Below are 24,063 nucleotides of genomic sequence, written 5' to 3'. Positions count from 1 at the left end.
CCAAGGAAGACCGCCGTGAACTCCACCCCTGCGCCCGAGGCCGACGGCCCTCTCACCAGCCAGCAGCGAGGACAGAACCTGCCGGACGGCCCTCTCGCCTTCGAATCGACGAGCGTGCCGCGGCAGAAGGTCGGGCCGCAGGGAAACCGGCGCACTGCGGCCCAAGTCCCCGCGGACGCGCTCCCGGAAGACCTCCTCGACGCCCCGGACGTCCAGAACAGCCTGGGCCGGCCCGATGCGCCCGGTCTGCTGGACCCCCTCGGACACCCGGACCCCCTCCAGGCCGCGGATGCCGCGGGCACGGAGAATCTGCTGCGCTGCTGGGTCAGGGAGAACGATTTGCCCCAGCCGAAGGGCAGCACCCTGCGCATCCCCCTCCCCGCCAGCGGCACGGCCCTCCTCGCCCCCGTCATCCACTGGTCCGCGACGGGATGGCACCGCTTCGGCACCCCCACGCTGGAGAACGCTCCCGGAGCCGCGAGCGCCGACGCCGTCACCGTGGCCGCGCTCATGGGACGCGAGACCTGCAGGAACGCCGGCGTGGACATGGTCGCCCGAGTGGCCGACTCCGTTAGGCGCACAGCCGACTTCATCGCGGACCGGCGCCGCGAACCCGCAGCCCACCCCGGGGCCGACCTCTTCCTCACGGCGGAGCAGTCACTCCTCCTCGGTCACCCGCTGCATCCCACGCCCAAGAGCCGTGAAGGCCTCTCGGATTCCGAAACGCGCCTCTACTCACCCGAGTTGCGCGGCTCCTTCCCCCTTCACTGGATGGCCGTGGACCGGTCCGTGCTGGCCACCGCCTCGTCCTGGACCCAGGGCGAGCGTCCGGTGTCCGCGGAGGAACTCCTGGCACCCCACTCCGAAGGGCTGCGCCTTCCCACCGGGACCACGGCGCTCCCGCTCCATCCCTGGCAGGCCGCGGAGCTCAAGCGCCGTCCCGAAGTCGCCGCACTGTGCGACAAGGGGCTGCTGCACGACCTCGGCCCGCACGGGGAGGAGTGGCACCCCACCTCCTCCGTACGCACCGTGCACCGGCCCGGCGCCGGGATCATGCTGAAGCTCTCCCTGGGCGTACGCATCACCAACTCCCGTCGTGAGAACCTCCGCAAGGAACTCCACCGCGGAGCAGAGGTCCACCGGCTGCTCAGCACCGGCCTGGGGGATCAGTGGCAGAGGGCCCACCCTGGGTTCGACATCGTCAGGGACCCCGCGTGGCTCGCCGTCGACGCCCCGGACGGCAGCCCCGTGCTGGGCATGGACGTCATGCTCCGCCACAATCCGTTCGGACCGGCGGACGACGCTGTCTGCATCGCCGGACTCACCGCACCGCGCCCCTGGCCGGGCCGTCCGGGCATGCACTCACGACTCGCGGAGATCGTGTCCCGCCTTGCCGCGCGGACCGGCAGGACGCCCGGAGCCGTCTGTGCCGAGTGGTTCCTTCGCTATCTCGACCGCGTCGTCCTCCCCGTCCTCTGGTTCGATGCCACCGCCGGTGTCGCCCTGGAGGCCCACCAGCAGAACACCCTCGTCCTCCTCGACCCGGACGGCTGGCCGGTCGGCGGCAGGTACCGCGACAATCAGGGCTACTACTTCCGTGAGTCCCACCGAGCCGCACTCGAGCAACGGCTCCCCGGTATCGGTGCCGTCAGCGACACCTTCGTCTCCGACGCCGTCACCGATGAGCGACTCGCCTACTACCTGGGCATCAACAACGTGTTCGGACTCATCGGAGCCTTCGGGTCCCAGCGGCTCGCCGAGGAACAGCTGCTCCTCGCCGCCTTCCGCCGGTTCCTGGAGGCTGCCGTGCCCCTGGGATCGCCACTGCCCGCGTATCTGCTCGGAACCTCGCAACTCCGCTGCAAGGCAAACCTGCTGACCCGGCTGCACGGTCTCGACGAACTCGTGGGTCCCGTCGACACCCAGTCCGTCTACGTCACCATCGCCAACCCCCTCCGCGCCTGACAGGCAGGACCGTCTGAAACCACGAGAGGAGAGCGTCACGGTGCCCCCCGCCGATGCGCACGCCGATGCCGGAACCGGTGCCGCCCCACCGGGTGTCACGAGTGTCGAGGACACCCTGGAGCTGCGGCTGACCGAAGAGCTTCTCGCCCTGCTCGGCGAGGACCCACCGGTAGCAGCCGTCCGGCCCTCCGACTCCTCCGATCTGCTCGGCAGCCCTGGCGCGTGGCACCCGGTCACCACCTCCGCCGGTGTGTTCCAGCTGGTTACCGTCCAGCCGGCGCGCGACCTCGCGATGATCAGCCGCTGGATGAACGACCCCGCGGTTGCCGAGTTCTGGGAACTTGCGGGACCGGAGTCGATCACCGCCGGTCATGTCCGTCGCCAGCTCGACGGAGACGGACGCAGCGTCCCCTGCCTCGGAGTGCTGGACGGCAGGCCCATGAGCTACTGGGAGATCTACCGCGCGGACCTGGACCCGCTGGCCCGTCACTACCCTGCCCGGCCCCACGACACAGGCATCCACCTCCTCATCGGCGGTGTGGACAACCGGGGCCGGGGCATCGGCGCCACCCTGCTCCGTGCCGTCTCCGACCTCGTACTCGACAACCGTCCTCTGTGCGCGCGCGTCGTCGCAGAGCCGGATCTGCGCAACACCCCCTCCGTCTCCGCCTTCCTGAGCGCTGGGTTCCGCTTCTCCGCCGAAGTGGAACTACCTGACAAGCGAGCTGCCCTGATGGTTCGCGACCGAGCCCACCGTGCACAGCTGTGAACAACTCGCTGCTTTACCTACACCGCTCGAACCCCATCGGTTCCCACCCGAGGAGTCCCCGTGCAGACATACCCTGCGAGCCACAACTCAGCGGAGCCTCACACGCTGCTCGACGCACCAGAACTGAACCGGGCACTCTGGGACCGGGCCGCAGTGCGGCTGCTGGCGAAGATGATCAGTGAGTTCGCCTACGAGGAAGTCATCGAGCCCGCGGCGCGGCCGGGAAACAGCGGCAGCTACGCCCTCCCGCTCGACGACGGCGGGGCACTGCACTTCCGCGCACGGCGCGGCGTCTACGGCAGCTGGCGCGTCGACCCGGACACGATCTGCGAGATGGCGCAGGAGGACACCCCGGCGGCCCAGGCAGGCAACGGCGGCGGCACACCGTTCCGTGACCCGCTGCAGTTCCTCGCCCGCGCCCGCCGCCTGCTCGGACTCGACGGCGCAACGCTCGGCCACCTCATTCGCGAGCTCACCACCACGCTCGCGGCCGATGCCCGGCTCGGTCACACCGCGCTCGGCGCGTCACAGCTGGCCGAACTCCCGTACGCGGAGCTGGAAGGACACCAGACCGGCCATCCCTGGCTCGTGGCCAACAAGGGACGCCTCGGATTCTCCGCCGCGGACGCGGCCCGCTTCACCCCCGAAGCGCGGTCCGCCACCAGGCTGCCGTGGATCGCGGTCAGCACACGCATCGCGGGCTACCGGGGCGTGAAGGCTCTCGCGACCCCAGAACATCTCTACGCCCAGGAACTGGATCCGTCCGTCCGGGACTCCTTCGCCGCCGTTCTGCGTGCCCGCGGTCTCGACCCCCAGGACTACCTGTACCTTCCGGTGCACCCGTGGCAGTGGGACGAGTGGATCGTCCCGCTCTTCGCGCCGGCGATCGCCGACGGTGCGATCGTGCCCCTGCACGCCGACGACGACCTGCGGCTGCCGCAGCAGTCCATCCGCACCTTCACCAACGTCGGACGACCCGACCGGCACACGGTCAAGCTGCCGCTGTCGATCCTCAACACGCTCGTCTGGCGAGGTCTGCCGACCGAGCGCACCCTCGCCGCGCCGGCAGTCACCGCATGGGTCCAGGGACTGTGCGACAGCGACCCCTTCCTGCGCGACACCTGCGGAGTCATCCTGCTCGGAGAGGTCGCGTCGGTGACGGTCGAGCACCCGCTCTACGACCACCTTCCCGAGGCGCCCTACCAGTTCAAGGAGATCCTCGGTGCGATCTGGCGAGAACCCCTGCAACCGAGGCTGGCACCGGGCGAGCGTGCGCGCACGCTCGCCTCTTTGCTGCACACGGACGCGGCGGGCCGTGCCTTCACCGCCGAGTTGGTCGCCCGCTCGGGGCTGACCCCGGCCACCTGGCTGACCAGGCTCTTCGCCGCGCTCCTGCCGCCGCTGCTGCACTTCCTGTACCGCTACGGCACGGTCTTCTCCCCGCACGGTGAGAACGCCATCGTCGTCTTCGACGAGAACGACGTGCCGGTACGCCTCGCGATCAAGGACTTCGTCGACGATGTGAACGTCAGCGCCCAGCCGCTGCCGGAGCAGGACCCGATGCCCCAGGACGTCCGCGGCATCCTGCTGACCGAGGACGCGTCCTTCCTCACCCAGTTCATCCACTCGGGGCTCTTCGTCGGCGTCTTCCGCTATCTGTCCCCGCTCTGCGAGGAACAGCTGGACGTACCGGAGAGTGAATTCTGGTCACTCGTCCGGGCCGAGATCCTCCGCCACCACGCACGGTTTCCCGAGCTGAAGGAGCGGTTCGAGATGTTCGACATGCTGACGCCGAGGATCGAGCGCCTCTGCCTCAACCGCAACCGTCTGCATCTGGACGGCTACCGAGACAGGCCGGAGCGCCCGCACGCAGCAGTCCACGGTTCGGTCCCCAACCCTCTCCACCTGTCCGTGTGAGGCCGGGAGTGAACGCCGGTGTCAGTGGTGCGCCGTAGGGTGGTCGGGCTATGACGAAGCCATCTCTCCCCGAGCTCCTGCACGCCGCCGTCACCGCCGTCGGCGGTACGGAGCGGCCCGGCCAGGCCAGCATGGCCTCGGCAGTCGCCGAGGCGGTCGACGACAATGCCCACCTCCTTGTCCAGGCCGGTACGGGCACGGGCAAGTCCCTCGGGTACCTCGTGCCCGCGCTCGCCCACGGGGAGCGGGTCGTGGTGGCCACCGCGACGCTCGCCCTCCAGCGCCAGCTGGTGGAGCGGGACCTTCCGCGTACGGTCGACGCGCTGCAGCCGCTGCTCCGGCGACGCCCGCAGTTCGCGATGCTCAAGGGCCGGTCGAACTATCTGTGCCTGCACCGTCTGCACGAGGGGGTGCCGCAGGAAGAGGAGGAGGGGCTCTTCGACCAGTTCGAGGCCGCTGCTCCGTCGAGCAAGCTGGGCCAGGACCTGTTGCGCATGCGTGACTGGGCGGACGAGACGGAGACCGGGGACCGCGACGACCTCACGCCGGGCGTCTCGGACCGGGCCTGGGGCCAGATCTCGGTGTCCTCGCGGGAATGCCTCGGTGCGACGAAGTGCGCGTACGGCGCGGAGTGCTTCGCGGAGATGGCCCGGGAGCGCGCCAAGCTCGCCGATGTCGTCGTCACGAACCACGCCCTGCTCGCCATCGACGCGATCGAGGGCGCGCCGGTGCTCCCGAAGCACGAGGTGCTGGTCGTCGACGAGGCCCACGAGCTGGTCTCGCGGGTCACCGGTGTGGCCACCGGCGAGCTCACTCCCGGCCAGGTGAACCGCGCGGTGCGCCGTGCGGCCAAGCTCGTCAACGAGAAGGCTGCCGACGCACTCCAGACCGCCTCGGAGGGCTTCGAGCGGGTGATGGAGCTGGCCCTGCCGGGACGTCTCGAGGAGGTCCCCGAGGACCTCGGCTACGCCTTGATGGCGCTGCGTGACGCCGCGCGCACCGTGATCTCCGCCCTCGGCTCCACCCGGGACAAGTCCGTGCAGGACGAGGACGCCGTCCGCAAGCAGGCCATGGCGTCCGTCGAGTCGGTCCACAGCGTCGCGGAGCGCATCACGCAGGGTTCCGAGTACGACGTCGTGTGGTACGAGCGGCATGACCGCTTCGGGGCGTCCGTACGCGTCGCTCCGCTCTCGGTGTCGGGGCTGCTGCGCGAGAAGCTCTTCACCGACCGGTCCGTGGTCCTGACGTCCGCGACGCTCAAGCTCGGCGGGGATTTCAACGGGGTGGGTGCGTCGCTGGGCCTCGCGCCCGAAGGCACCGCGGGCGAGGACGTCCCCCAGTGGAAGGGGCTGGACGTCGGATCGCCGTTCGACTACCCGAAGCAGGGCATTCTGTATGTCGCCCGGCATCTGGGGACCCCGGGGCGGGAAGGCTCCCGCACCGACATGCTGGACGAGCTCGCTGATCTGGTGGAGGCGGCGGGAGGCAGGACCCTGGGGCTGTTCTCCTCCATGCGGGCGGCTCAGGCCGCCGCCGAGGAGCTGCGCGGCCGGCAGGACCGGCCGATCCTGCTGCAGGGCGAGGAGACCCTCGGCGAGCTGATCAAGAACTTCGCCGCAGACCCGGATACCTGCCTCTTCGGAACGCTGTCGCTGTGGCAGGGCGTCGACGTGCCGGGTTCGAGCTGCCAGCTCGTGGTGATGGACCGGATCCCGTTTCCCAGGCCCGACGACCCGCTGATGAGCGCACGGCAGAAAGCGGTCGAGGAGGCCGGCGGCAACGGCTTCATGGCGGTCGCGGCGACGCACGCCGCCCTGCTGATGGCGCAGGGGGCGGGCCGGCTCGTCCGCGCGACGGGCGACAAGGGCGTCGTCGCGGTACTGGACCCACGCCTGGCCAACGCCCGGTACGGAAGCTACCTGCGTGCCTCGATGCCCGACTTCTGGTACACCACGGACCGGAACCAGGCACGGCGCTCGCTCGCGGCCATCGACGCCGCGGCCAAGCCGGCTCCGTAGCGGACATGGCAGGGCCCCGGGATCGGCGCAGTGGATCCCGGGGCCCGGTCCGAACCGGCGGATTCACACCCGCCGCAGCACCGCCACGACCTTGCCGAGAATGGTCGCCTCGTCACCGGGGATCGGCTGGTACGCGGAGTTGTGCGGGAGCAGCCAGACATGGCCGTCCTCGCGCTTGAAACGCTTGACCGTCGCCTCGCCGTCCAGCATGGCCGCCACGATGTCCCCGTTCTCCGCGACGGGCTGGCGCCGGACGGTGACCCAGTCACCGTCCATGATCGCCGCCTCGATCATCGAGTCACCGACGACCTTCAGCACGAAGAGCTCGCCGTCACCGACGAGCTGGCGGGGGAGCGGGAAGACGTCCTCGACGGACTCCTCGGCGAGGATCGGACCGCCGGCCGCGATCCGGCCGACCAGCGGGACGTACGAAGCCGCGGGCTTCCCCGTGGTGTCCGTCGGCTGGGTGCTGGGCTGATCCGAGCCCCGGACCTCGTACGCCCGGGGGCGATGAGGGTCTCGACGCAGGAAGCCCTTGCGCTCCAGGGCCATCAGCTGATGAGCGACGGACGACGTGCTGGACAGTCCCACCGCCTGACCGATCTCCCGCATCGACGGGGGATACCCCCGGCGCTGTACGGAGTCACGGATGACCTCGATGACCCGCCGCTGCCGGTCCGTGAGCCCCGAGCTGTCCGCCCGGATTCCTGGAGGTCGGCCGGGCAACGAGCGCGCGGGGCGTGTGGGCTCCGGCCCCTCCGTGTTTGTGCCTGAGTCATTCATCGCATGCACCGGCTCAAGTCGGCTCTGGGAGCGGTGGTCCTGGGCAGTGATGGTGGCACTGTCTGCGGTGGTGGTCACGTCGGCCCCTCTCGAATGGTCTCCCTAGTTGGACAACGGTAGTAGCTTTCGAAAGGTTGCGCCAAACACACGTTCGAGTGAAAAACAAATAAAGGGCTGCCGCGGGCTTGTCGTGAGGTGTATGAGCGGACTTCCTGGCGACGGGAACCCGGTCGGTCACGCTAGCGTCCGCGGGTCCGCCGACGGCGCCCGGGGGTCCCGCGAGGGGTGCCCTCGGAGCTCGTGAGGGGGTGCTTCGGAGCGTGTCCAGGAGTCCCGCGCCAGTCTGCCATCCGGCGCCCCCGGATCCGGGCAGTGGTGCGTTTCCCGTACCCTCGTGCCGGGTCCTAGGCTGCGCCAGGGGTGCCCGTCAGGCGCGACACGCGCCGGGGCGAAAATGGAGCCAAACCCTAGATCTAGTGGTTGGATTGACTTAGTCACCCAGAACTTGTGGTCCCGGTCCTTCGGGGCTGAGTCCATCGCCTATGCTTGTGGCTGCCTCGAAGGTCCGTGACGGACCTGAACAGGCCATTCAGTCGTGCTGTGAAGGAGGGTTGGGAGCCATGCACTGCCCCTTCTGCAGGCACCCCGACAGCCGGGTCGTCGACAGTCGCACCACGGACGACGGGACGTCGATCCGACGGCGTCGTCAGTGCCCCGACTGCTCCCGCCGTTTCACGACGGTGGAGACCTGCTCGCTGATGGTGGTGAAGCGCAGCGGCGTGACCGAGCCCTTCAGTCGTACCAAGGTCATCTCGGGCGTCCGCAAGGCATGCCAGGGGCGGCCCGTCACCGAGGACGCCCTCGCCAAGCTCGGCCAGCGGGTCGAGGAGGCGGTACGGGCGACCGGCAGCGCCGAGCTGACCACGCACGACGTGGGCCTGGCCATACTCGGCCCCCTGCAGGAACTCGACCTCGTCGCGTACCTGCGCTTCGCGTCCGTGTACCGGGCGTTCAATTCGCTCGAAGACTTCGAGGCCGCCATCGCGGAGCTCCGCGAACAACGGCCTCCCGCAGAGAAATGCGGGAGCGGCGAGATCATCGAGGTCCCCGCCCCCGCCGCTATCGCCGCAGATTGACCACAGCCGCCGACCGGCAGGAACGACGAGGTCGACGGCGGGCGGCACCAGACCTGCTCCCGGCGCCCCACGCGGCGTCCGGAGTATTCAGACACAGACTGTGCCCTGGGAAGAACTGGGCACTTCAGGGCGTTTTTGCCCACATATGGGAGGCGGCATGACAGAGACGGCGAGCGGCCCGGCACGAGGTTCCCGCACCAAGGGAGCCAAGTCGACTGCGACCAAGCAGGGTCTGCGCATCGAGCGCATCCACACGTCTCCCGGCGTGCATCCGTACGACGAGGTCGCGTGGGAGCGCCGTGACGTCGTCATGACCAACTGGCGCGACGGCTCGATCAACTTCGAGCAGCGTGGCGTCGAGTTCCCCGACTTCTGGTCGGTGAACGCGGTCAACATCGTCACCAGCAAGTACTTCCGGGGGGCCGTCGGCACGCCGCAGCGCGAGACCGGTCTGCGACAGCTGATCGACCGGATCGTGAAGACGTACCGGAAGGCCGGAGAGGACTACGACTACTTCGCCTCGCCCGCCGACGCGGAGATCTTCGAGCACGAGCTGGCGTACGCCCTCCTGCACCAGATCTTCAGCTTCAACTCGCCGGTCTGGTTCAACGTCGGCACGCCTCAGCCGCAGCAGGTCTCGGCCTGCTTCATCCTGGCCGTCGACGACTCCATGGAGTCGATCCTCGACTGGTACAAGGAAGAGGGAATGATCTTCAAGGGCGGCTCCGGTGCCGGCCTGAACCTCTCCCGCATCCGCTCCTCCAAGGAGCTCCTCTCCTCCGGCGGCAACGCTTCCGGCCCTGTCTCGTTCATGCGTGGCGCCGACGCGTCCGCCGGAACGATCAAGTCCGGTGGTGCGACCCGCCGCGCGGCCAAGATGGTCATTCTCGACGTCGACCACCCCGACATCGAGAACTTCATCGAGACCAAGGTGAAGGAGGAGGAGAAGATCCGCGCCCTGCGTGACGCGGGCTTCGACATGGACCTGGGCGGCGACGACATCACGTCCGTCCAGTACCAGAACGCCAACAACTCGGTCCGCGTGAACGACGAGTTCATGAAGGCCGTCGAGTCCGGCGGGAAGTTCGGCCTCCGCGCCCGTATGACCGGTGACGTCATCGAAGAGGTCGAGGCCAAGTCCCTCTTCCGCAAGATGGCCGAGGCGGCCTGGGCCTGCGCAGACCCGGGCATCCAGTACGACGACACCATCAACCAGTGGCACACCTGCCCGGAGTCCGGCCGGATCAACGGCTCGAACCCCTGCAGCGAGTACATGCACCTGGACAACACCTCGTGCAACCTGGCCTCGCTGAACCTCATGAAGTTCCTCAAGGACGACGGCGAGGGCAACCAGTCCTTCGAGGTCGAGCGCTTCGCCAAGGTCGTCGAGCTGGTCATCACCGCGATGGACATCTCGATCTGCTTCGCGGACTTCCCGACCCAGAAGATCGGCGAGAACACCCGCGCCTACCGCCAGCTGGGCATCGGCTACGCCAACCTCGGCGCCCTCCTGATGGCGACCGGCCACGCGTACGACAGCGACGGCGGCCGCGCGCTCGCCGGTGCGATCACCTCGCTGATGACCGGCACCTCCTACCGGCGCTCCGCCGAGCTGGCCGCGGTCGTCGGCCCGTACGACGGCTACGCCCGCAACGCCGAGCCGCACCAGCGCGTCATGAAGCAGCACTCCGACGCCAACGGCAAGGCCGTCCACGTGGACGACCTGGACTCGCCGATCTGGGCCGCCGCGACGGAGGCCTGGCAGGACGTGATCCGCATCGGTGCGAAGAACGGCTTCCGCAACGCGCAGGCCTCGGTCATCGCCCCCACCGGCACCATCGGTCTCGCGATGTCCTGCGACACCACCGGCCTGGAGCCCGACCTCGCCCTGGTCAAGTTCAAGAAGCTCGTCGGCGGCGGCTCGATGCAGATCGTCAACGGCACGGTGCCGCAGGCCCTGCGTCGCCTCGGCTACCAGCCGGAGCAGATCGAGGCGGTCGTCGCCCACATCGCCGAGAACGGCAATGTGATCGACGCCCCGGGTCTGAAGCCCGAGCACTACAGCGTCTTCGACTGCGCGATGGGCGAGCGTTCCATCTCGGCCATGGGCCACGTCCGGATGATGGCGGCGATCCAGCCGTGGATCTCCGGCGCGCTGTCCAAGACGGTGAACCTGCCGGAGACGGCCACCGTCGAGGACGTCGAAGAGGTCTACTTCGAGGCGTGGAAGATGGGCGTCAAGGCGCTCGCGATCTACCGCGACAACTGCAAGGTCGGCCAGCCCCTCTCCGCGAAGACCAAGGAGAAGGAGAAGGCGGCGGTCACCGCCAAGGCCGAGGACACCATCCGTACCGCGGTCGAGAAGGTCGTCGAGTACCGCCCGGTCCGCAAGCGTCTGCCCAAGGGCCGTCCCGGCATCACCACCTCCTTCACGGTGGGCGGCGCCGAGGGCTACATGACCGCCAACTCCTACCCGGACGACGGTCTCGGTGAGGTCTTCCTGAAGATGTCCAAGCAGGGTTCGACCCTCGCGGGCATGATGGACGCCTTCTCGATCGCCGTCTCGGTCGGTCTGCAGTACGGCGTGCCGCTGGAGACCTACGTCTCCAAGTTCACCAACATGCGCTTCGAGCCGGCCGGTATGACGGACGACCCGGACGTGCGGATGGCGCAGTCGATCGTCGACTACATCTTCCGTCGCCTGGCGCTCGACTTCCTGCCCTTCGAGACGCGTTCGGCACTCGGCATCCACTCGGCCGAGGAGCGCCAGCGTCACCTCGACACGGGTTCGTACGAGCCCTCCTTCGGGGACGACCAGCTGGACGTCGAGAGCCTGGCCCAGTCCGCCCCCGTACAGGTGGAGCCGCTGAAGGCGGTCGCGTCGCCCAAGGCGAGCGTTGCCGAGACGCCGGCTCCCAGGACGGCACACACCTCGGCCGAGCTGGTCGAGATGCAACTCGGCATCAGCGCGGACGCTCCGCTGTGCTTCTCCTGCGGTACGAAGATGCAGCGCGCCGGATCCTGCTACATCTGCGAGGGCTGCGGCTCGACCAGCGGGTGCAGCTGACATCGGCTGACTGAAGCGTGAAAGGGGAGGGGCACCGGCTGCTGAGCCGGTGCCCCTCCCCTCGTGCGTGTGAGGTCTCGCGCGCAGCGGGGGCGGGGCGCTCGTGGCGGAGGAGGGCGACTTTCCCTGGCCGAGGATCACCGGGCGGGGTGGACGCAGAGGAGGTACTCGTCGATCAGGTCCTACGGCACGAAAGAGGTGGCGGGACCGATCGGTCTCAGCTCCCGGGGAGGCGGTTTCCCATGACCGCCGCGAACGCGTCAGGGTCACCGTCGAATCCGCGAACGGCCGCGTGGAACCCCCAGGAGCCCGAAGCGTTCCGGGTGAATTCCGCGACGACCGCGGCCGTGGCCGCGGAGACTCCCGAGAAATCGTCCTCATCCAGATTCGTGTATCCCTCGCGGATCTGTACGGCCGTGTGCTCTATCTGGCCGAAGGTCTTCCGCCCGTCGCGCTGCTGGATGGCCACTCCGACGACGACCCTGGTGTACGCGTCCGAGAGCCGGTCCAGCTCCAGGGTCATGACCTCGTCGAAGCCGAAGCCCTGACCTGTCCGGCTGTCCCGGTTCAGGGTGATGGTGCCGTCCGGCGAGCGGCTGTCGAAGTGCACGAGATACGCGGGGCTGCCGTACGGCGCTTCCGACGCGTACGTGGCCGCGATGATGTCGAGGTCGTTGGCGGGCTCACCGGTCTCGCTCGGGTCCCATTTGACCCTCACTTCGACCTTCTCGATGTCCTTGTTGGGAGTGCTCATCGGACTTCCCTCCTTGCTGCTGGGCCGAAGGACCTCTGCCACCCCGATGATGTCCGTAACTGTCCGTGGATCCAACCACGTTGGGTTGGTACGGCGGATTCGGGCCATCGCCTGGCCGAGGATGTCCGGTGCCGCCGACGGCCGGCCGGACGACCGCCCCGGAGCGTGACCCGCGCCACCTCCGGCGCCGTACGATGGCCCCGTGCTGGTCAAGTGGATTCGTTGCACCGTGGTGGACCGTCGCGGTTTCGAACGGGGGCAGCGAAAGTGGGCGGGGCTGCTCGGTGAGCCGGGGTTCAGGGGGCAGAGCGGTGGGTGGAGCCGGGGGAAGCCCGATGTCGCCCATGTGTTCGCATTCTGGGAGAACCGGGTCTTCTACGACTCGTTCATGGCCCGGGAGCACGACCGGCTGGCTGCCGGCCAGTCCGGAATGTACAAGGACATGCAGGTCAAGCTCTTCGAGTGCCGGTTCGACGTGAAGACCGGTTTCGAGCCGCTCTTCACCGACGCGGACGTGCTGAGGGTGGCGCACAGCCGGGTGTACGAGGATCGCGTCGAGCACTTCGCGCTCACGCAGAAGCGGGTGTGGAACCCGGCGATGGCCGGTTCCCCCGGCATGCTCCGCGGCGTGTTCGGAGAAGCGCCGGGACACGAATTCCTGGTGCTGTCCATGTGGCAGTCGAGTGCCGAACGCGGAAAGTACCGGCCGGCGAGCCTCGCCCGGCTGTCCGCACTGGCACAGACGGAGACGGACGTCGAGGCGCTCACCGGGGACGTGGTCCAGCTCGAGGCGTCCTGGACGGTGTGACCGCCCCGCTTCGCGACCGGCGTTCCCTCGGTCACATACGCCGGATGGAGCCGGTACGACCGCTCGGTCACGCCGGACGGCAATTAGGGTCGTTACATGGCACGACCGCAACGCATAGTTCTCGTCCGGCACGGCGAGTCCGAGGGCAATGCCGACGACACGGTGTACGAACGCGAGCCCGACCATGCGCTGAGGCTCACGGCGACGGGTCTGCGCCAGGCACGGGAGACCGGCACGGGGCTGCGCGAGCTGTTCGGGGACGAGCAGGTCAGCGTCTATGTCTCGCCCTACCGGCGCACCCACGAGACGTTCCGGCTGCTCGGCCTCGATGTGCGGCAGGTGCGCATCAGGGAGGAACCACGACTGCGCGAGCAGGACTGGGGCAACTGGCAGGACCGGGACGACGTCAGGCTGCAGAAGGCCTACCGGGACGCGTACGGGCACTTCTTCTACCGCTTCGCGCAGGGCGAGTCCGGGGCCGACGTGTACGACCGGGTCGGAGCGTTCCTGGAGAGTCTGCACCGCAGCTTCGAGGACCCCGACCACCCGGAGAACGTCCTGCTGGTCACCCACGGACTGACCATGCGGCTCTTCTGCATGCGCTGGTTCCACTGGTCGGTCGCCGAATTCGAATCGCTGTCGAACCCGGGCAACGGCGAGACCCGCACCCTGCTGCTCGGCGAGAACGGCCGGTACACCCTGGACCGGCCCTTCGAACGGTGGCGCACCCCCGAGCCGTACGGCCGCACCGGATAGAGTGGCAGAGCGATGACCGTTGACTCCGCTTTTGACCGGCGCTTCGAACGCGCTCTGGCCAGCCTGCGTGGACTGTCCGTGGGAGATGCCCTCGGCTCCCAGTTCTTCGTCCCGGCCAATTACCCGCTCCTCAAGAGGCGAGCCCTGCCGCCGGGTCCCTGGCAGTGGACCGACGACACCGAGATGGCGTGCTCGGTGGTCGCCGTCCTGGCCGCACACCAGCGCATCGACCAGGACGCGCTCGCCCACTCCTTCGCCGAGCACCACGACTTCGACCGGGGCTACGGCCCCGCGGTGAACCGTCTGCTCAGACTGGTCCGGGAGGGCGGTGACTGGCGCGAGCTGGCTTCCGCGCTCTTCCAGGGCCAGGGGTCCTGGGGGAACGGGTCGGCCATGCGTATCGCGCCTCTCGGTGCCTGGTACGCCGACGACCCCGAGCAGGCCACCCACCAGGCCGAGATCTCCTCGTACACCACGCACCAGCACCGCGAGGCCGTCGTGGGTGCCATGGCTGTCGCGGCGGCTGCCTCGCTGGTCGCCTCGCCCGACGGGCCGCCGACGCCCGAGGGCCTGCTGGACGGCGTCGTCGCACTCGTTCCGCGCAGTGCGGTCGGTGCCGGGCTGCGCCGTGCACGCGACATGCTCGACTACCGGGACGCCGGGACGGTCGCGGCCGTCCTCGGCAACGGCCGCCGGACGAGTGCGCACGACACGGTTCCGTTCGCCCTCTGGTCGGCGGCACGCAGCCTCGGTGACTTCGAACAGGCTTTCTGGGTGACTGCTCAAGCAGGCGGCGACGTGGACACCACCTGCGCGATCGTCGGCGGTGTTGTCGCCTCGGGCGAGGCCGGCAGTCCTCCGGCCGAATGGCTGGCCCTCACGGAAGAGCCGCCGCACTGGCTGACCCGGGCGCACGTCTGACGGTCCGACCGGCCGCTTCCACTTGTCACGGTCCTGCCACAGCAGCCCCCCGGACGCCTGGAGTCGCCGGGACGGGGCTAATCTTTCGGCCACGCCGCTCTCATTGATCTTGAAGGGCGTGCGCCGATGAGACGTCGGGGCCGGCGCGCCGCCATGTGGCCGTGCGGAAGGACCCCGGTGGGGGAGGGGTCCCATGTCCGATCAACCGTCCGAGGCAGCCCGCCGGGCCGAGGCGTCACCGCCGCCCGAGGGTGTCCAGGCGTCCAGCACCGTGCCCGAGCCGGCCGACACGGGGTCTCCCGAGGACGCCGGCAGGCAGGAGGCGGCTCCCCGGGAGCGCGCGCAGACACCGGCAGCGGTGCCGGGCCAGGCTTCCGGCCAGGAACCGCCGGTGCGGCCGGCCTACCTCCAGCCGCCGCCCGCCGACCCCTGGCAGCGCCGCGCGCAGAAGCCGTCCCCCGGTGTGCTGTCCGGACTCCGGCCCTCGGCGCCGCCCGCGATCGGGGCCGCGACGTTCTGGTCGGTCCTGGCCACGGCCCTGCTCAGCGCATTGCTGCTCGGCGACGGCCTCGGGCTGAATCTTCTGCTGGTCGCCGTGCCCGCGACCCTGGCGGCGTTCTTCGCGGCGCGTGAGGCAGGCCGCAGGATTCGCCCGTGGACCGTCACGTGGGCGGTCGGAGGCCTGGCGCTCCTGGTGGTTCCGGCGCTCCGGGACGCCGGCTGGCCCACCTTCCTCGCCATGGTGTCGGCACTTGCCCTCGGCTCGCTCGCGCTGCACGGCAGCCGAAGCTGGCCGGGGGTCCTGCTCGGATCGACGGGGCTGTTCCACTCGGTCCCGGCCGGCCTGGGCTGGGGTCTGCGGGGCGTGCGCGACCGTGCCGACGATTCCAAGGGCCGTGTGCGCACGGCGGTACGCAGCGCTGCGGTGGCCATCGTTCTGCTCATCGTGTTCGGAGCGCTCTTCGCCAGCGCCGATGCCGCGTTCGCGGACCTCCTGGGCAACCTCCTGCCCGACGTGTCGATCGGTGAGGCGCCGTGGCGGGTCTTCCTGTTCGTGCTCGGGCTCGTCGGCGCCCTGGCCACCGCGTACACCGCGGCCGCCCCGGTGCGTTGGGACGGCATCACCGTCCGCCCGGGACCGGCCCGCAGCAGGGTCGAATGGGCGCTTCCCCTGATCGTGCTCAACCTCCTGTTCGCCGCCTTCATCGCGCTCCAGCTCGCGGTCCTGCTCGGCGGGTACGACAAGGTCTACGAGGAGACCGGGCTGTACCCGGCCCAGTACGCACGCCAGGGGTTCTGGCAGCTGCTCTGGGCCACGGTCCTCACTCTGGTCGTCATCGCGCTTGCGCTGCGCTGGGCTCCGAGGGGCGGATCGCGTGACCGGACCCTGGTCAGGGGCGTCCTCGGCGTCCTGTGCGTGCTCACGCTTGTCGTCGTGGCCTCGGCACTGCGCCGCATGGACCTCTACGTGGACGCCTTCGGCCTGACGCGGCTGCGGATCTCCGTCGCCGCGGTGGAACTCTGGCTCGGTGTGGTGCTGGTCCTCATCCTCGCGGCGGGAGTGTTCGGCGCCAAGCTGCTGCCGCGCGCGGTCGCCGTGAGTGCCGCTGTCGGTGTGCTCGCCTTCGGACTGCTCTCGCCCGACGGGCTGATCGCGGAACAGAACGTCCAGCGCCACGACAAGGGCAAGACCATCGACATCGACTACCTCGGAGGCCTCTCGGCCGACGCCGTACCGGCTCTGGACAAACTGCCGGAGCCACTGCGGTCCTGCTCACTGGTGAGGATCCAGCGCGACCTCGTCACCTCGGACACCCCCTGGTACGCGTCGAGCTGGGGCGAGGCGAGGGCCCGGGACATTCTCGAGGAGCGCGCGGTCCAGGACCGGGGCAACGAGTGTGACGAACTGGGCAGCGACACCAGTGACCGGGACTACGAGGAGGACGACTCCTACGACCCGTACTGACCGCGCTCGCACCGTGCGGGCCGTCTCCCTCGGGAGAGGCCCGCACGGTGCTTTCCGGGCCCCTTGGCGCCGTCGGGATCCGCTAGGCGCCGGGTCCTGCCGCTGCGGACTTCCCGCTGAGTGCTTCCAGGTCGCTCTTGCGTACCCGGATCACGAGCGCGGCGGTCAGCAGAGCGAGCGCGACCATGGCGACGGCCGCGGTGAAGGCCGTGGAGATGCCGTGGGTGAGCACGTCGTGCCCCCAGGGAGCGGGCAGTTCGTGCGTCCTGGCGAACTCCGCCTTCTGCTCGGGTGTCGCCTGCGCCATGAAGGACGGAAGCTGCTTCTCGGCCTCGTTGCGGCTCGCGGTGCCGAAGACCGTCACCAGGATGGACAGGCCCAGCGAACCTCCGACCTGCTGGCTCGCGTTGAGGAGACTGGAGGCAGCGCCGGCCTCGTGCTGAGCGACGCCGGAGACCGCGGTCAGGGTGAGGGTGACGAAGTTCAGCCCCATGCCGAATCCGAAGAGGAACATCGGTCCGAGCACCCCGCTCACGTACGAACTGTCCGGTGAGATGAGGGTCTGCCAGAAGAGTCCGATCCCGGTGATCGCCGACCCGGTGACCATGAACGGCTTCGGCCCCAGCACCGGGAGCAGCCGCTGGGAGAGCCCCGCGCCGATAATGATCGCGACCGTGACGGGCAGGAACGCCAGACCCGACTCGATCGGGCTGTAGTTCAGGACGTTCTGAACGAACAGCACGATGAAGAAGAACATGCCGAACATGGCCGCAGCCAGGCTGAGCATGATCATGTAGGTGCCGGAGCGGTTGCGGTCGGCGAACATCCGCAGCGGGGTGATCGGTTCCCTGGCACGCGACTCGATGAGCACGAACGCGGCGAGGAGCACCACGGCGGCACCGAAGGACGACAACGTGAGGGTGTCCCGCCAGCCCGCCTCCGAGGCGCGGATGAATCCGTAGACCAGCGAGGCCATGCCGAGTGTCGAGGTCAGGGCCCCGGAGATGTCGAAGCGCCCCGGGTGCTTCTCCGACTCGTTGATGTACATCGGTGCCAGGACCGCGATCAGCACACCGATGGGCACGTTGACGAAGAGGACCCAGCGCCAGTCGAGCCATTCGGTGAGCATGCCGCCGGTCAGCAGTCCGATCGCTCCGCCGCCCGCCGACACTGCGGCGAACACGCCGAACGCCCGGTTGCGTTCGGGCCCTTCGGGGAACGTGGTGGTGATCAGGGCGAGGGAGGTGGGCGACGCGATGGCGCCCCCGACGCCCTGCAGCGCGCGTGCGGCCAGCAACTGCCACGGCTCCTGGGCGAGTCCGCCGAGGAGCGAGGCAAGTGTGAAGAGCAGGATTCCGGCCATGAAGACCCTGCGGCGCCCCAGGATGTCGCCCGCCCTGCCGCCCAGCAGCAGCAGTCCGCCGAAGGTGAGCGTGTAGGAACTCAGCACCCAGGAGAGGTCGGTCGTGGAGAAGCTGAGCGCGTCCTGGATGTGCGGAAGCGCGATGTTGACGATCGTGGCATCCAGTACAACCATCAACTGACACGCGGCGATGACGGCGAGGGCGATCCCCGGACGCCCTGTCCTGCGTGCCGCGCCGGGTTTGCTCTGTGCTTCTAACTGAGATGTTGTCACTATGGATCCCCCACAAGTGAGTTAGTGAACGAACGCGTTCACTGTCTCGCCCACGGTAGTGAGTCCCCATTAGTGAACGCAAGCGTTCACTGACACTGCTGTCGGCGGGATGCGATCGGGGGTGCTCGTCCTCGGTACCGGGTCCGCTCAGGCCCGCGACGATGTGCGCTTCCCTGTTCCGATGGAGAACTGCTGATGACTTCTTCGCGTCCCACGGCCGCCGCTCGGCCCGGGCCGATGTCCCTGCGCCGCCGCGGGCCGGTGCTCGAACGGGCCATCCTCGATGCCGCGCTCGAGCAACTGAGCACGGTGGGATGGGGCGGTCTGACGATGGAAGGCGTCGCAGCCGGCGCCCGGACCGGCAAGGCCGCGGTGTACCGGCGGTGGCCCTCGAAGGAGGACCTGGTCGCGGATGCGCTGCGGGCCGGTCTGCCGACCCTCGACGAGGCACCCGACCGGGGAGGGGTCCGCGAGGACCTCTACGAGGTGTGCCGCAGGATGCGCGACGCGATGCTCTCAGGACCCGGCATCGCCCTGAGGTCGGTCCTGCACGAGTGCGACGTGAACGCTGCCGAGCGATTCCAGGCGGTGATCGTCAACGGCATGATCGAACCCTCCACCGAACTCTTCCGGAGAGTCGTTGCCCGTGGTGTCGCCCGGGGCGAGGTGCGACCGGATGCCATGAGCGGGATGGTCCTCGACGTGATTCCGGCGATGATGATGTACCGCACCAAGGTGAGTGGAAGCGAGTGGCCGGACGACGAGATCGCTCAGATGATCGACCAGGTCATGGTGCCTCTGTTCCGCGTCTGACGCCGCAGGCGGATGCCGGGTCGCGGCGTCCGCCCCGTACCGGCCCCGACCGGGTGCGGGTCCGCCCGTCGTCCGGTGGCCCCGGGGTGTTCTTGCCGTGCCCATCGGCGTACCCTGACAGGCGTCATGCCGTACGAACCGCCCACGCACACCGTCGAGCGCTCACTGCGCGCCACCTCCGGTGCCAGGACCGTCGCAGGTGTCGATGAGGTCGGACGCGGAGCGTGGGCCGGCCCCGTCACCGTGTGCGCGGCCGTCACCGGCCTCCGCAGACCCCCCGAGGGCCTCACCGACTCCAAGCTGATCAGCCCCAAGCGCCGGGCGGAGCTGGCCCCGCTGCTCGAGGGCTGGGTCACGGCCTACGGACTGGGCCACGCGTCGCCGCTGGAAATCGATGATCTCGGCATGACCGCGGCGCTCCGCCTCGCGGCGGTCAGGGCCCTGAATGAGCTGCCGGTGCGTCCGGATGCCGTGATTCTCGACGGCAAGCACGACTACCTCGGACAGCCCTGGAACGTCCGTACGGTGATCAAGGGCGACCAGTCCTGCATCGCTGTCGCCGCGGCGTCGGTGATCGCGAAGGTCCGCCGGGACACGATGATGGCCGAACTGGGAGCGGAATCGGGCGAGTACGCAGACTTCGCCTTCTCCGCCAACGCGGGCTATCCGTCACCGGTGCACCGGGCCGCACTGGAGGAGATGGGGCCCACGCCTCACCACCGCCTCAGCTGGTCCTACCTCGACGCGCTGCCGAGGTGGCAGCACCTGAAGAAGGTCCGACTCTCCGCCGAGGCGGCTGCACTGGAAAGCGGGGGCCAGCTCGGCTTCGACTTCTGATCGCGCAGGCGTAACTCCCCGGCACACCGCCGGTGTTCGACAGACAACCATTCAAGCGTCCTACCCCCTCCTTGAGGAGCCTCAGATTCCCGAGAGCGTCCAGGGTCCCCGCGTCACTCCGGCCGCCGGCCGTACCGCGCCGACCCCCCGTCCCGTACCTGGCCCGCGTTCCGCGGCCACGCCGCGTCCCGGACACCCGGGCCCCGGCCCTGCGCGGCCCGCGCCCCCGGCGCAGCGCCCGCTTCCCACACCCCCGCGTCCCGCTGCCCCGGCTCCCGCTTCGGCCACCGTCGCGGCTCCCGCCCCGGCCGAGCGCAAGCAGCCGGAGAATCGTTCCGCGGCTCAGCTCCAGCTGATCCCGGCCCCGGCCGGCGGTGCGCTCGACGCAGCCGACGAGGCCGTCGATCTGCTCCTGGACTCCGGGCGGGCACCCGGAGACATCCTGGTTCTCACCACAGGTGAGAACCACCCCTGGGCCACACACGAACTCTCCTTCGGAGAGACCGCGTACTGGGCACAGCAGGATGCCGGTGACGATGTCTTCTTCGCCCACACGGCGTCTGTCGACCGCTGTGCTTCCCGTCCCGTGGTCATCGTCGCCGCCAACGGGGACATCGATGACAGTGCCGCCCGTGCGCTGTCCGTCGCCCGGGACCGCGCGGGCGCGCTGCTGATCGTGTGCGGAGACCCGCAGAAGATCAACTCCGCGCTCGGTGCGGGCGTCGGAGTCGTCCGCTAGGTCGTACGTTCGTGGGTCCCGATGGTCCGAAAAGGACCCCCGGGACCCACGTTCCGTTTCACCGGGCGGCGGTCCGCCTCAGCGCCTCCGCCGCTCCGCCGCCCGTGCGCAACGGGACCGGATCATGATCGGTGGATGTGTCGGCGAGAGCTGACGGCTGGGACAGCGAGCTGGGACGGCGGCCGCCCCGGCCCTCACCCAGGACCTGCCAGCCTCCACGCGTCAGGGTGATGTAGGCCCCGCAGCGAAGCCCGTGCAGCGTGCAGGCATCCCTCAGCCCCCACATCCACGCCCCGTCCTCCTCCGTCCACCGTTCGTCACCCTCGCGGCAGTAGAGCAGCACTGCGGTACGCACCGGGGTGCGGCGCCGCAGATCGTGCGGGATCACCCGGCGCAGATGGGCGAGCACCGCGTTGCGGAACTCCCATCCGTCCGCCGTCACCGAGGTGCGGCGGGCGAACGACGCGCTGGCTGTGAGCCGTTCCTCATGATCGAGGACAGCGACCACGGCGGTGGCCGGGGTCGGCCGGTGCCGTGCGTGCAAGCCGCTGACGACCTCGCGCGGGCTGCGCAGCAGGGGTATGCCGGCCGCCGCCCACTCGGCCGGTTCGAGCATCCTGGCAAGGTGGTTGACGGAGTCTGCGGATACCGGGGACGCCGACAGCGATGTGGCTGCGGACGGAGCGAATCCGAAGGTCACGGTCCTCCCTTCGCTACGCGCCCACGGTGCGGGCAGGGTCGAATGAGGGCGCGCCGCGGCACAGCCCTTGCGGGCCCGCGAAAGGACCGTGCGGGGAGCGAGTTCAATTCTTCCTGTCGTATCGGCAGGCGGCAACGAGCAATTGGTGCGCCTGACGGGTATCGGCCGGAATGACACGGATATCCCTGCCCATACGGCGCCGGATGAAGCCTTGAGTCATGCCTGGATGGCGAGGACCAGCGGAAACACACCCTCTGCGCCGGCCCGGCGGAGCAGCCGAGCCGCTACGGCGAGCGTCCAGCCGGTGTCGGAGAGGTCGTCCACGAGCAGGACGGGCCCCTTCGCGGCTGCCAGGGCCTCGGCGAGGGAAGGTTCCACGACGAGGGCCTCGTGCAAGGCCTTCACCCGCTGTGCGCTGTTGGTCTGCGAGATGCGCAGGTCCTCGGCGCCGGGCGCGTAGGTCACGCTACCCAGCAGAGGCATCCTGCCGACCTCGGCGATACGGCTTCCGAGCGAGTGCACCAACTGCGGCCTGCGGCGCGAGGCGACCGTGACGACGCCGACCGGTCTGGCGGCGGCGTCCGGAGCCCCGGAAGCCCAACCACCCGGCCCCTTGGCCCAGTCGGTGATGACAGTGACCACCGCGTTCGACACATCGTCCGGAACGGTGGTGTCCGGGGCCTGAGCTGCGAGCATCGGGCGCAACCGGTTGCCCCAGCCGATGTCGGAGAGCCGACCGAGTGCGCGTCCGGTGAAGGACAGGTCGCCCGCGGGGATCCTGCCTTTGAGGTCGACCCCGACCGCCGCCAGTCCTGTGGGCCACATCTTGCGCGGCTCGACCTCCACGCCCGGCCGGCCGAGCTCGCCCCGCGCACCGTCGAGTGCCGCGGTGGAGACCTTGTCGTCGAAACGGGCGCCTGCGCAGTTGTCACAGCGTCCGCACGCCCTGGCCTCCTCGTCATCCAGCTGGCGCCGGAGGAACTCCATGCGGCAGCCGGTCCCCGAGGCGTAGTCGCGCATGGCCTGCTGCTCGGCGGACCGCTGCCTCGCGACCCAGGCGTAGCGCTCGGAATCGTAGATCCAGGGCTCGCCCGTGGAGATCCAGCCGCCCTTCACCCGCTTCACGGCACCGTCGACATCCAGCACCTTGAGCATGGTTTCCAGACGGGTGCGCCGCAGATCGACCAGGGGCTCCATGGCCGGCAACGAGAGAGGCCGGCCGGCCTGGGCGAGGACATCGAGCGTTCGTCGCACCTGCTCCTCGGGAGGGAAGGCGACCGAGGCGAAGTACTGCCAGATGGCTTCGTCCTCCTTGCCCGGGAGCAGCAGCACCTCGGCGTGCTCGACGCCGCGCCCCGCGCGACCCACCTGCTGGTAGTAGGCGATGGGGGAGGACGGCGAGCCCAGGTGCACGACGAAGCCGAGGTCGGGTTTGTCGAATCCCATACCGAGTGCCGAGGTGGCGACCAGGGCCTTTACCCGGTTGGCCAGCAGATCGTCTTCCGCCTGCTGCCGGTCGGCGTTCTCCGTACGGCCTGTGTACGACGCGACCGTGTGCCCTCCCTGGCGCAGGTACGCCGTGATCTCCTCGGCCGCCGCGACGGTGAGCGTGTAGATGATCCCGGAGCCGGGAAGCTCCCCGAGATGGTCGCCCAGCCATGCCAGGCGATGCGCGGCATTGGGCAGTTGGAGCACGCTGAGACTGAGGCTCTCCCGGTCCAGCGGGCCGCGCAGGACCAGCGCGTCCGTGCCCGCGCCCGTTCCGAGCTGCTCCGCGACGTCCGCGGTCACACGGGCATTGGCTGTGGCCGTGGTGGCGAGGACGGGGACGCCTGCGGGGAGGTCGGCGAGCATGGTCCGCAGGCGCCGGTAATCCGGCCGGAAATCGTGCCCCCAGTCGGAGATGCAGTGGGCCTCGTCCACCACCAGCAGGCCCGTCGCGGCGGCGAGCGCCGGCAGCACCTGGTCGCGGAAGTCGGGGTTGTTGAGCCGTTCGGGGCTGACGAGCAGCACATCCACCTCGCCCGCGGCGACCTCTGCCTGGACGGTCTCCCACTCCTCGGTGTTCGAGGAGTTGATCGTGCGGGCGCTGATGCCGGCCCTGGCGGCTGCGGCGACCTGGTTGCGCATCAGCGCGAGCAGGGGCGAGACGATCACCGTCGGGCCGCTGCCCTGCGCGCGCAGCAGCGAGGTCGCCACGAAATACACAGCGGATTTACCCCATCCCGTCCGCTGTACGACCAGGGCTCTGCGCTTGTCGGCGACGAGGGCCTCGATGGCCCGCCACTGGTCCTCGCGCAGGCGGGCAGCGCCGGTGGTGTCCCCGACGAGTCGGGCAAGTACGGAATCGGCCGAGGCTCTGAGCTCTGCGCGGTCTGCGTTGGTCATGCCCCCATGCAACCCGATGCCTGTGACAAACCGCGAACGGCCGTGCGGTGCCTGTGGATAAAGTTATCCACAGGGGTCGCGGAAATCGGC

Annotated in this window: 18 protein-coding genes; 13 read left to right on the top strand and 5 right to left on the bottom strand. The window is 69.4% G+C overall.

Annotation, left to right across the window (positions count from 1 at the left end; all coding sequences use genetic code 11):
• Positions 1-15: 15 nt before the first annotated feature.
• Genes ACFQ6X_RS10910 through ACFQ6X_RS10895 form a run of 4 tightly spaced genes read left to right on the top strand, consistent with a single transcriptional unit; the run spans position 16 to position 6,669 of the window.
• Positions 16-1,965, top strand: coding sequence for an IucA/IucC family protein (locus ACFQ6X_RS10910; RefSeq protein ID WP_383179188.1), 1,950 nt, complete (start codon positions 16-18; stop codon positions 1,963-1,965).
• 40 nt (positions 1,966-2,005) lie between these two features.
• A complete protein-coding gene (locus ACFQ6X_RS10905; protein ID WP_383179185.1) occupies positions 2,006-2,734 on the top strand; it encodes a GNAT family N-acetyltransferase in 729 nt (242 codons plus the stop codon).
• A gap of 60 nt (positions 2,735-2,794) precedes the next feature.
• Complete coding sequence (locus ACFQ6X_RS10900) at positions 2,795-4,651, top strand: IucA/IucC family protein (RefSeq protein ID WP_383179182.1); 1,857 nt, start codon at positions 2,795-2,797, stop codon at positions 4,649-4,651.
• A 50-nt stretch (positions 4,652-4,701) separates the two neighbouring features.
• Positions 4,702-6,669: an ATP-dependent DNA helicase gene (locus ACFQ6X_RS10895; RefSeq protein WP_383179179.1), complete on the top strand. Its 1,968-nt coding sequence runs from the start codon at positions 4,702-4,704 to the stop codon at positions 6,667-6,669.
• Between the two features lie 63 nt (positions 6,670-6,732).
• Here the strand turns inward: ACFQ6X_RS10895 and lexA are convergent, their stop codons facing one another.
• Positions 6,733-7,530 carry a transcriptional repressor LexA gene (gene lexA, locus ACFQ6X_RS10890; RefSeq protein ID WP_329206735.1) on the bottom strand — a complete coding sequence of 266 codons (798 nt, stop codon included), beginning with the start codon at positions 7,528-7,530 and terminating at the stop codon, positions 6,733-6,735.
• A gap of 542 nt (positions 7,531-8,072) precedes the next feature.
• On the opposite strand from lexA, the gene nrdR reads away from it, so the two are divergent.
• Positions 8,073-8,588: a transcriptional regulator NrdR gene (nrdR, locus tag ACFQ6X_RS10885; protein WP_383179175.1), complete on the top strand. Its 516-nt coding sequence runs from the start codon at positions 8,073-8,075 to the stop codon at positions 8,586-8,588.
• A 157-nt stretch (positions 8,589-8,745) separates the two neighbouring features.
• Complete coding sequence (locus tag ACFQ6X_RS10880; RefSeq protein WP_329206731.1) at positions 8,746-11,655, top strand: vitamin B12-dependent ribonucleotide reductase; 2,910 nt, start codon at positions 8,746-8,748, stop codon at positions 11,653-11,655.
• Positions 11,656-11,872: 217 nt separating this feature from the next.
• Here the strand turns inward: ACFQ6X_RS10880 and ACFQ6X_RS10875 are convergent, their stop codons facing one another.
• Complete coding sequence (locus ACFQ6X_RS10875; RefSeq protein ID WP_383179172.1) at positions 11,873-12,409, bottom strand: TerD family protein; 537 nt, start codon at positions 12,407-12,409, stop codon at positions 11,873-11,875.
• A 202-nt stretch (positions 12,410-12,611) separates the two neighbouring features.
• On the opposite strand from ACFQ6X_RS10875, the gene ACFQ6X_RS10870 reads away from it, so the two are divergent.
• The 4 genes from ACFQ6X_RS10870 to ACFQ6X_RS10855 all read left to right on the top strand — a co-directional run bounded on the left by ACFQ6X_RS10870 (position 12,612) and on the right by ACFQ6X_RS10855 (position 16,860).
• Positions 12,612-13,217 carry a YdbC family protein gene (locus ACFQ6X_RS10870; RefSeq protein ID WP_383179170.1) on the top strand — a complete coding sequence of 202 codons (606 nt, stop codon included), beginning with the start codon at positions 12,612-12,614 and terminating at the stop codon, positions 13,215-13,217.
• Positions 13,218-13,313: 96 nt separating this feature from the next.
• A complete protein-coding gene (locus ACFQ6X_RS10865; protein WP_383179167.1) occupies positions 13,314-13,973 on the top strand; it encodes a histidine phosphatase family protein in 660 nt (219 codons plus the stop codon).
• A gap of 12 nt (positions 13,974-13,985) precedes the next feature.
• Complete coding sequence (locus tag ACFQ6X_RS10860; protein ID WP_383179164.1) at positions 13,986-14,894, top strand: ADP-ribosylglycohydrolase family protein; 909 nt, start codon at positions 13,986-13,988, stop codon at positions 14,892-14,894.
• Between the two features lie 193 nt (positions 14,895-15,087).
• A complete protein-coding gene (locus ACFQ6X_RS10855) occupies positions 15,088-16,860 on the top strand; it encodes a DUF4153 domain-containing protein (protein WP_383179161.1) in 1,773 nt (590 codons plus the stop codon).
• An 82-nt stretch (positions 16,861-16,942) separates the two neighbouring features.
• On the opposite strand, the gene ACFQ6X_RS10850 is transcribed toward ACFQ6X_RS10855, so the two are convergent.
• On the bottom strand, positions 16,943-18,496 hold the full coding sequence (locus tag ACFQ6X_RS10850) for an MFS transporter (protein ID WP_383179159.1): 1,554 nt from the start codon (positions 18,494-18,496) through the stop codon (positions 16,943-16,945).
• A gap of 195 nt (positions 18,497-18,691) precedes the next feature.
• On the opposite strand from ACFQ6X_RS10850, the gene ACFQ6X_RS10845 reads away from it, so the two are divergent.
• From ACFQ6X_RS10845 to ACFQ6X_RS10835, 3 genes are all read left to right on the top strand, one after another.
• Positions 18,692-19,309, top strand: coding sequence for a TetR/AcrR family transcriptional regulator (locus tag ACFQ6X_RS10845; RefSeq protein WP_383179156.1), 618 nt, complete (start codon positions 18,692-18,694; stop codon positions 19,307-19,309).
• Between the two features lie 126 nt (positions 19,310-19,435).
• Positions 19,436-20,146, top strand: a complete 711-nt coding sequence (locus ACFQ6X_RS10840; protein WP_383179153.1) for a ribonuclease HII — start codon at positions 19,436-19,438, stop codon at positions 20,144-20,146.
• Positions 20,147-20,195: 49 nt separating this feature from the next.
• Positions 20,196-20,885, top strand: a complete 690-nt coding sequence (locus ACFQ6X_RS10835) for a hypothetical protein (protein ID WP_383179320.1) — start codon at positions 20,196-20,198, stop codon at positions 20,883-20,885.
• Positions 20,886-20,943: 58 nt separating this feature from the next.
• On the opposite strand, the gene ACFQ6X_RS10830 is transcribed toward ACFQ6X_RS10835, so the two are convergent.
• Together ACFQ6X_RS10830 and ACFQ6X_RS10825 are read right to left on the bottom strand one after the other, a co-directional pair.
• The gene (locus tag ACFQ6X_RS10830; protein ID WP_383179150.1) at positions 20,944-21,585 is read right to left on the bottom strand and encodes a hypothetical protein; all 642 of its coding nucleotides are present in this window, start codon (positions 21,583-21,585) and stop codon (positions 20,944-20,946) included.
• A 216-nt stretch (positions 21,586-21,801) separates the two neighbouring features.
• Positions 21,802-23,973 carry a RecQ family ATP-dependent DNA helicase gene (locus ACFQ6X_RS10825; RefSeq protein WP_329206714.1) on the bottom strand — a complete coding sequence of 724 codons (2,172 nt, stop codon included), beginning with the start codon at positions 23,971-23,973 and terminating at the stop codon, positions 21,802-21,804.
• Positions 23,974-24,063: the final 90 nt, after the last annotated feature.

Source organism: Streptomyces sp. NPDC056452, from assembly GCF_042796085.1.
In the GTDB taxonomy this organism is placed as follows: Bacteria; Actinomycetota; Actinomycetes; order Streptomycetales; family Streptomycetaceae; genus Streptomyces.
Note: the sequence above shows the minus strand (reverse complement) of the source record. Positions and strands in the feature narration are given on the sequence as shown.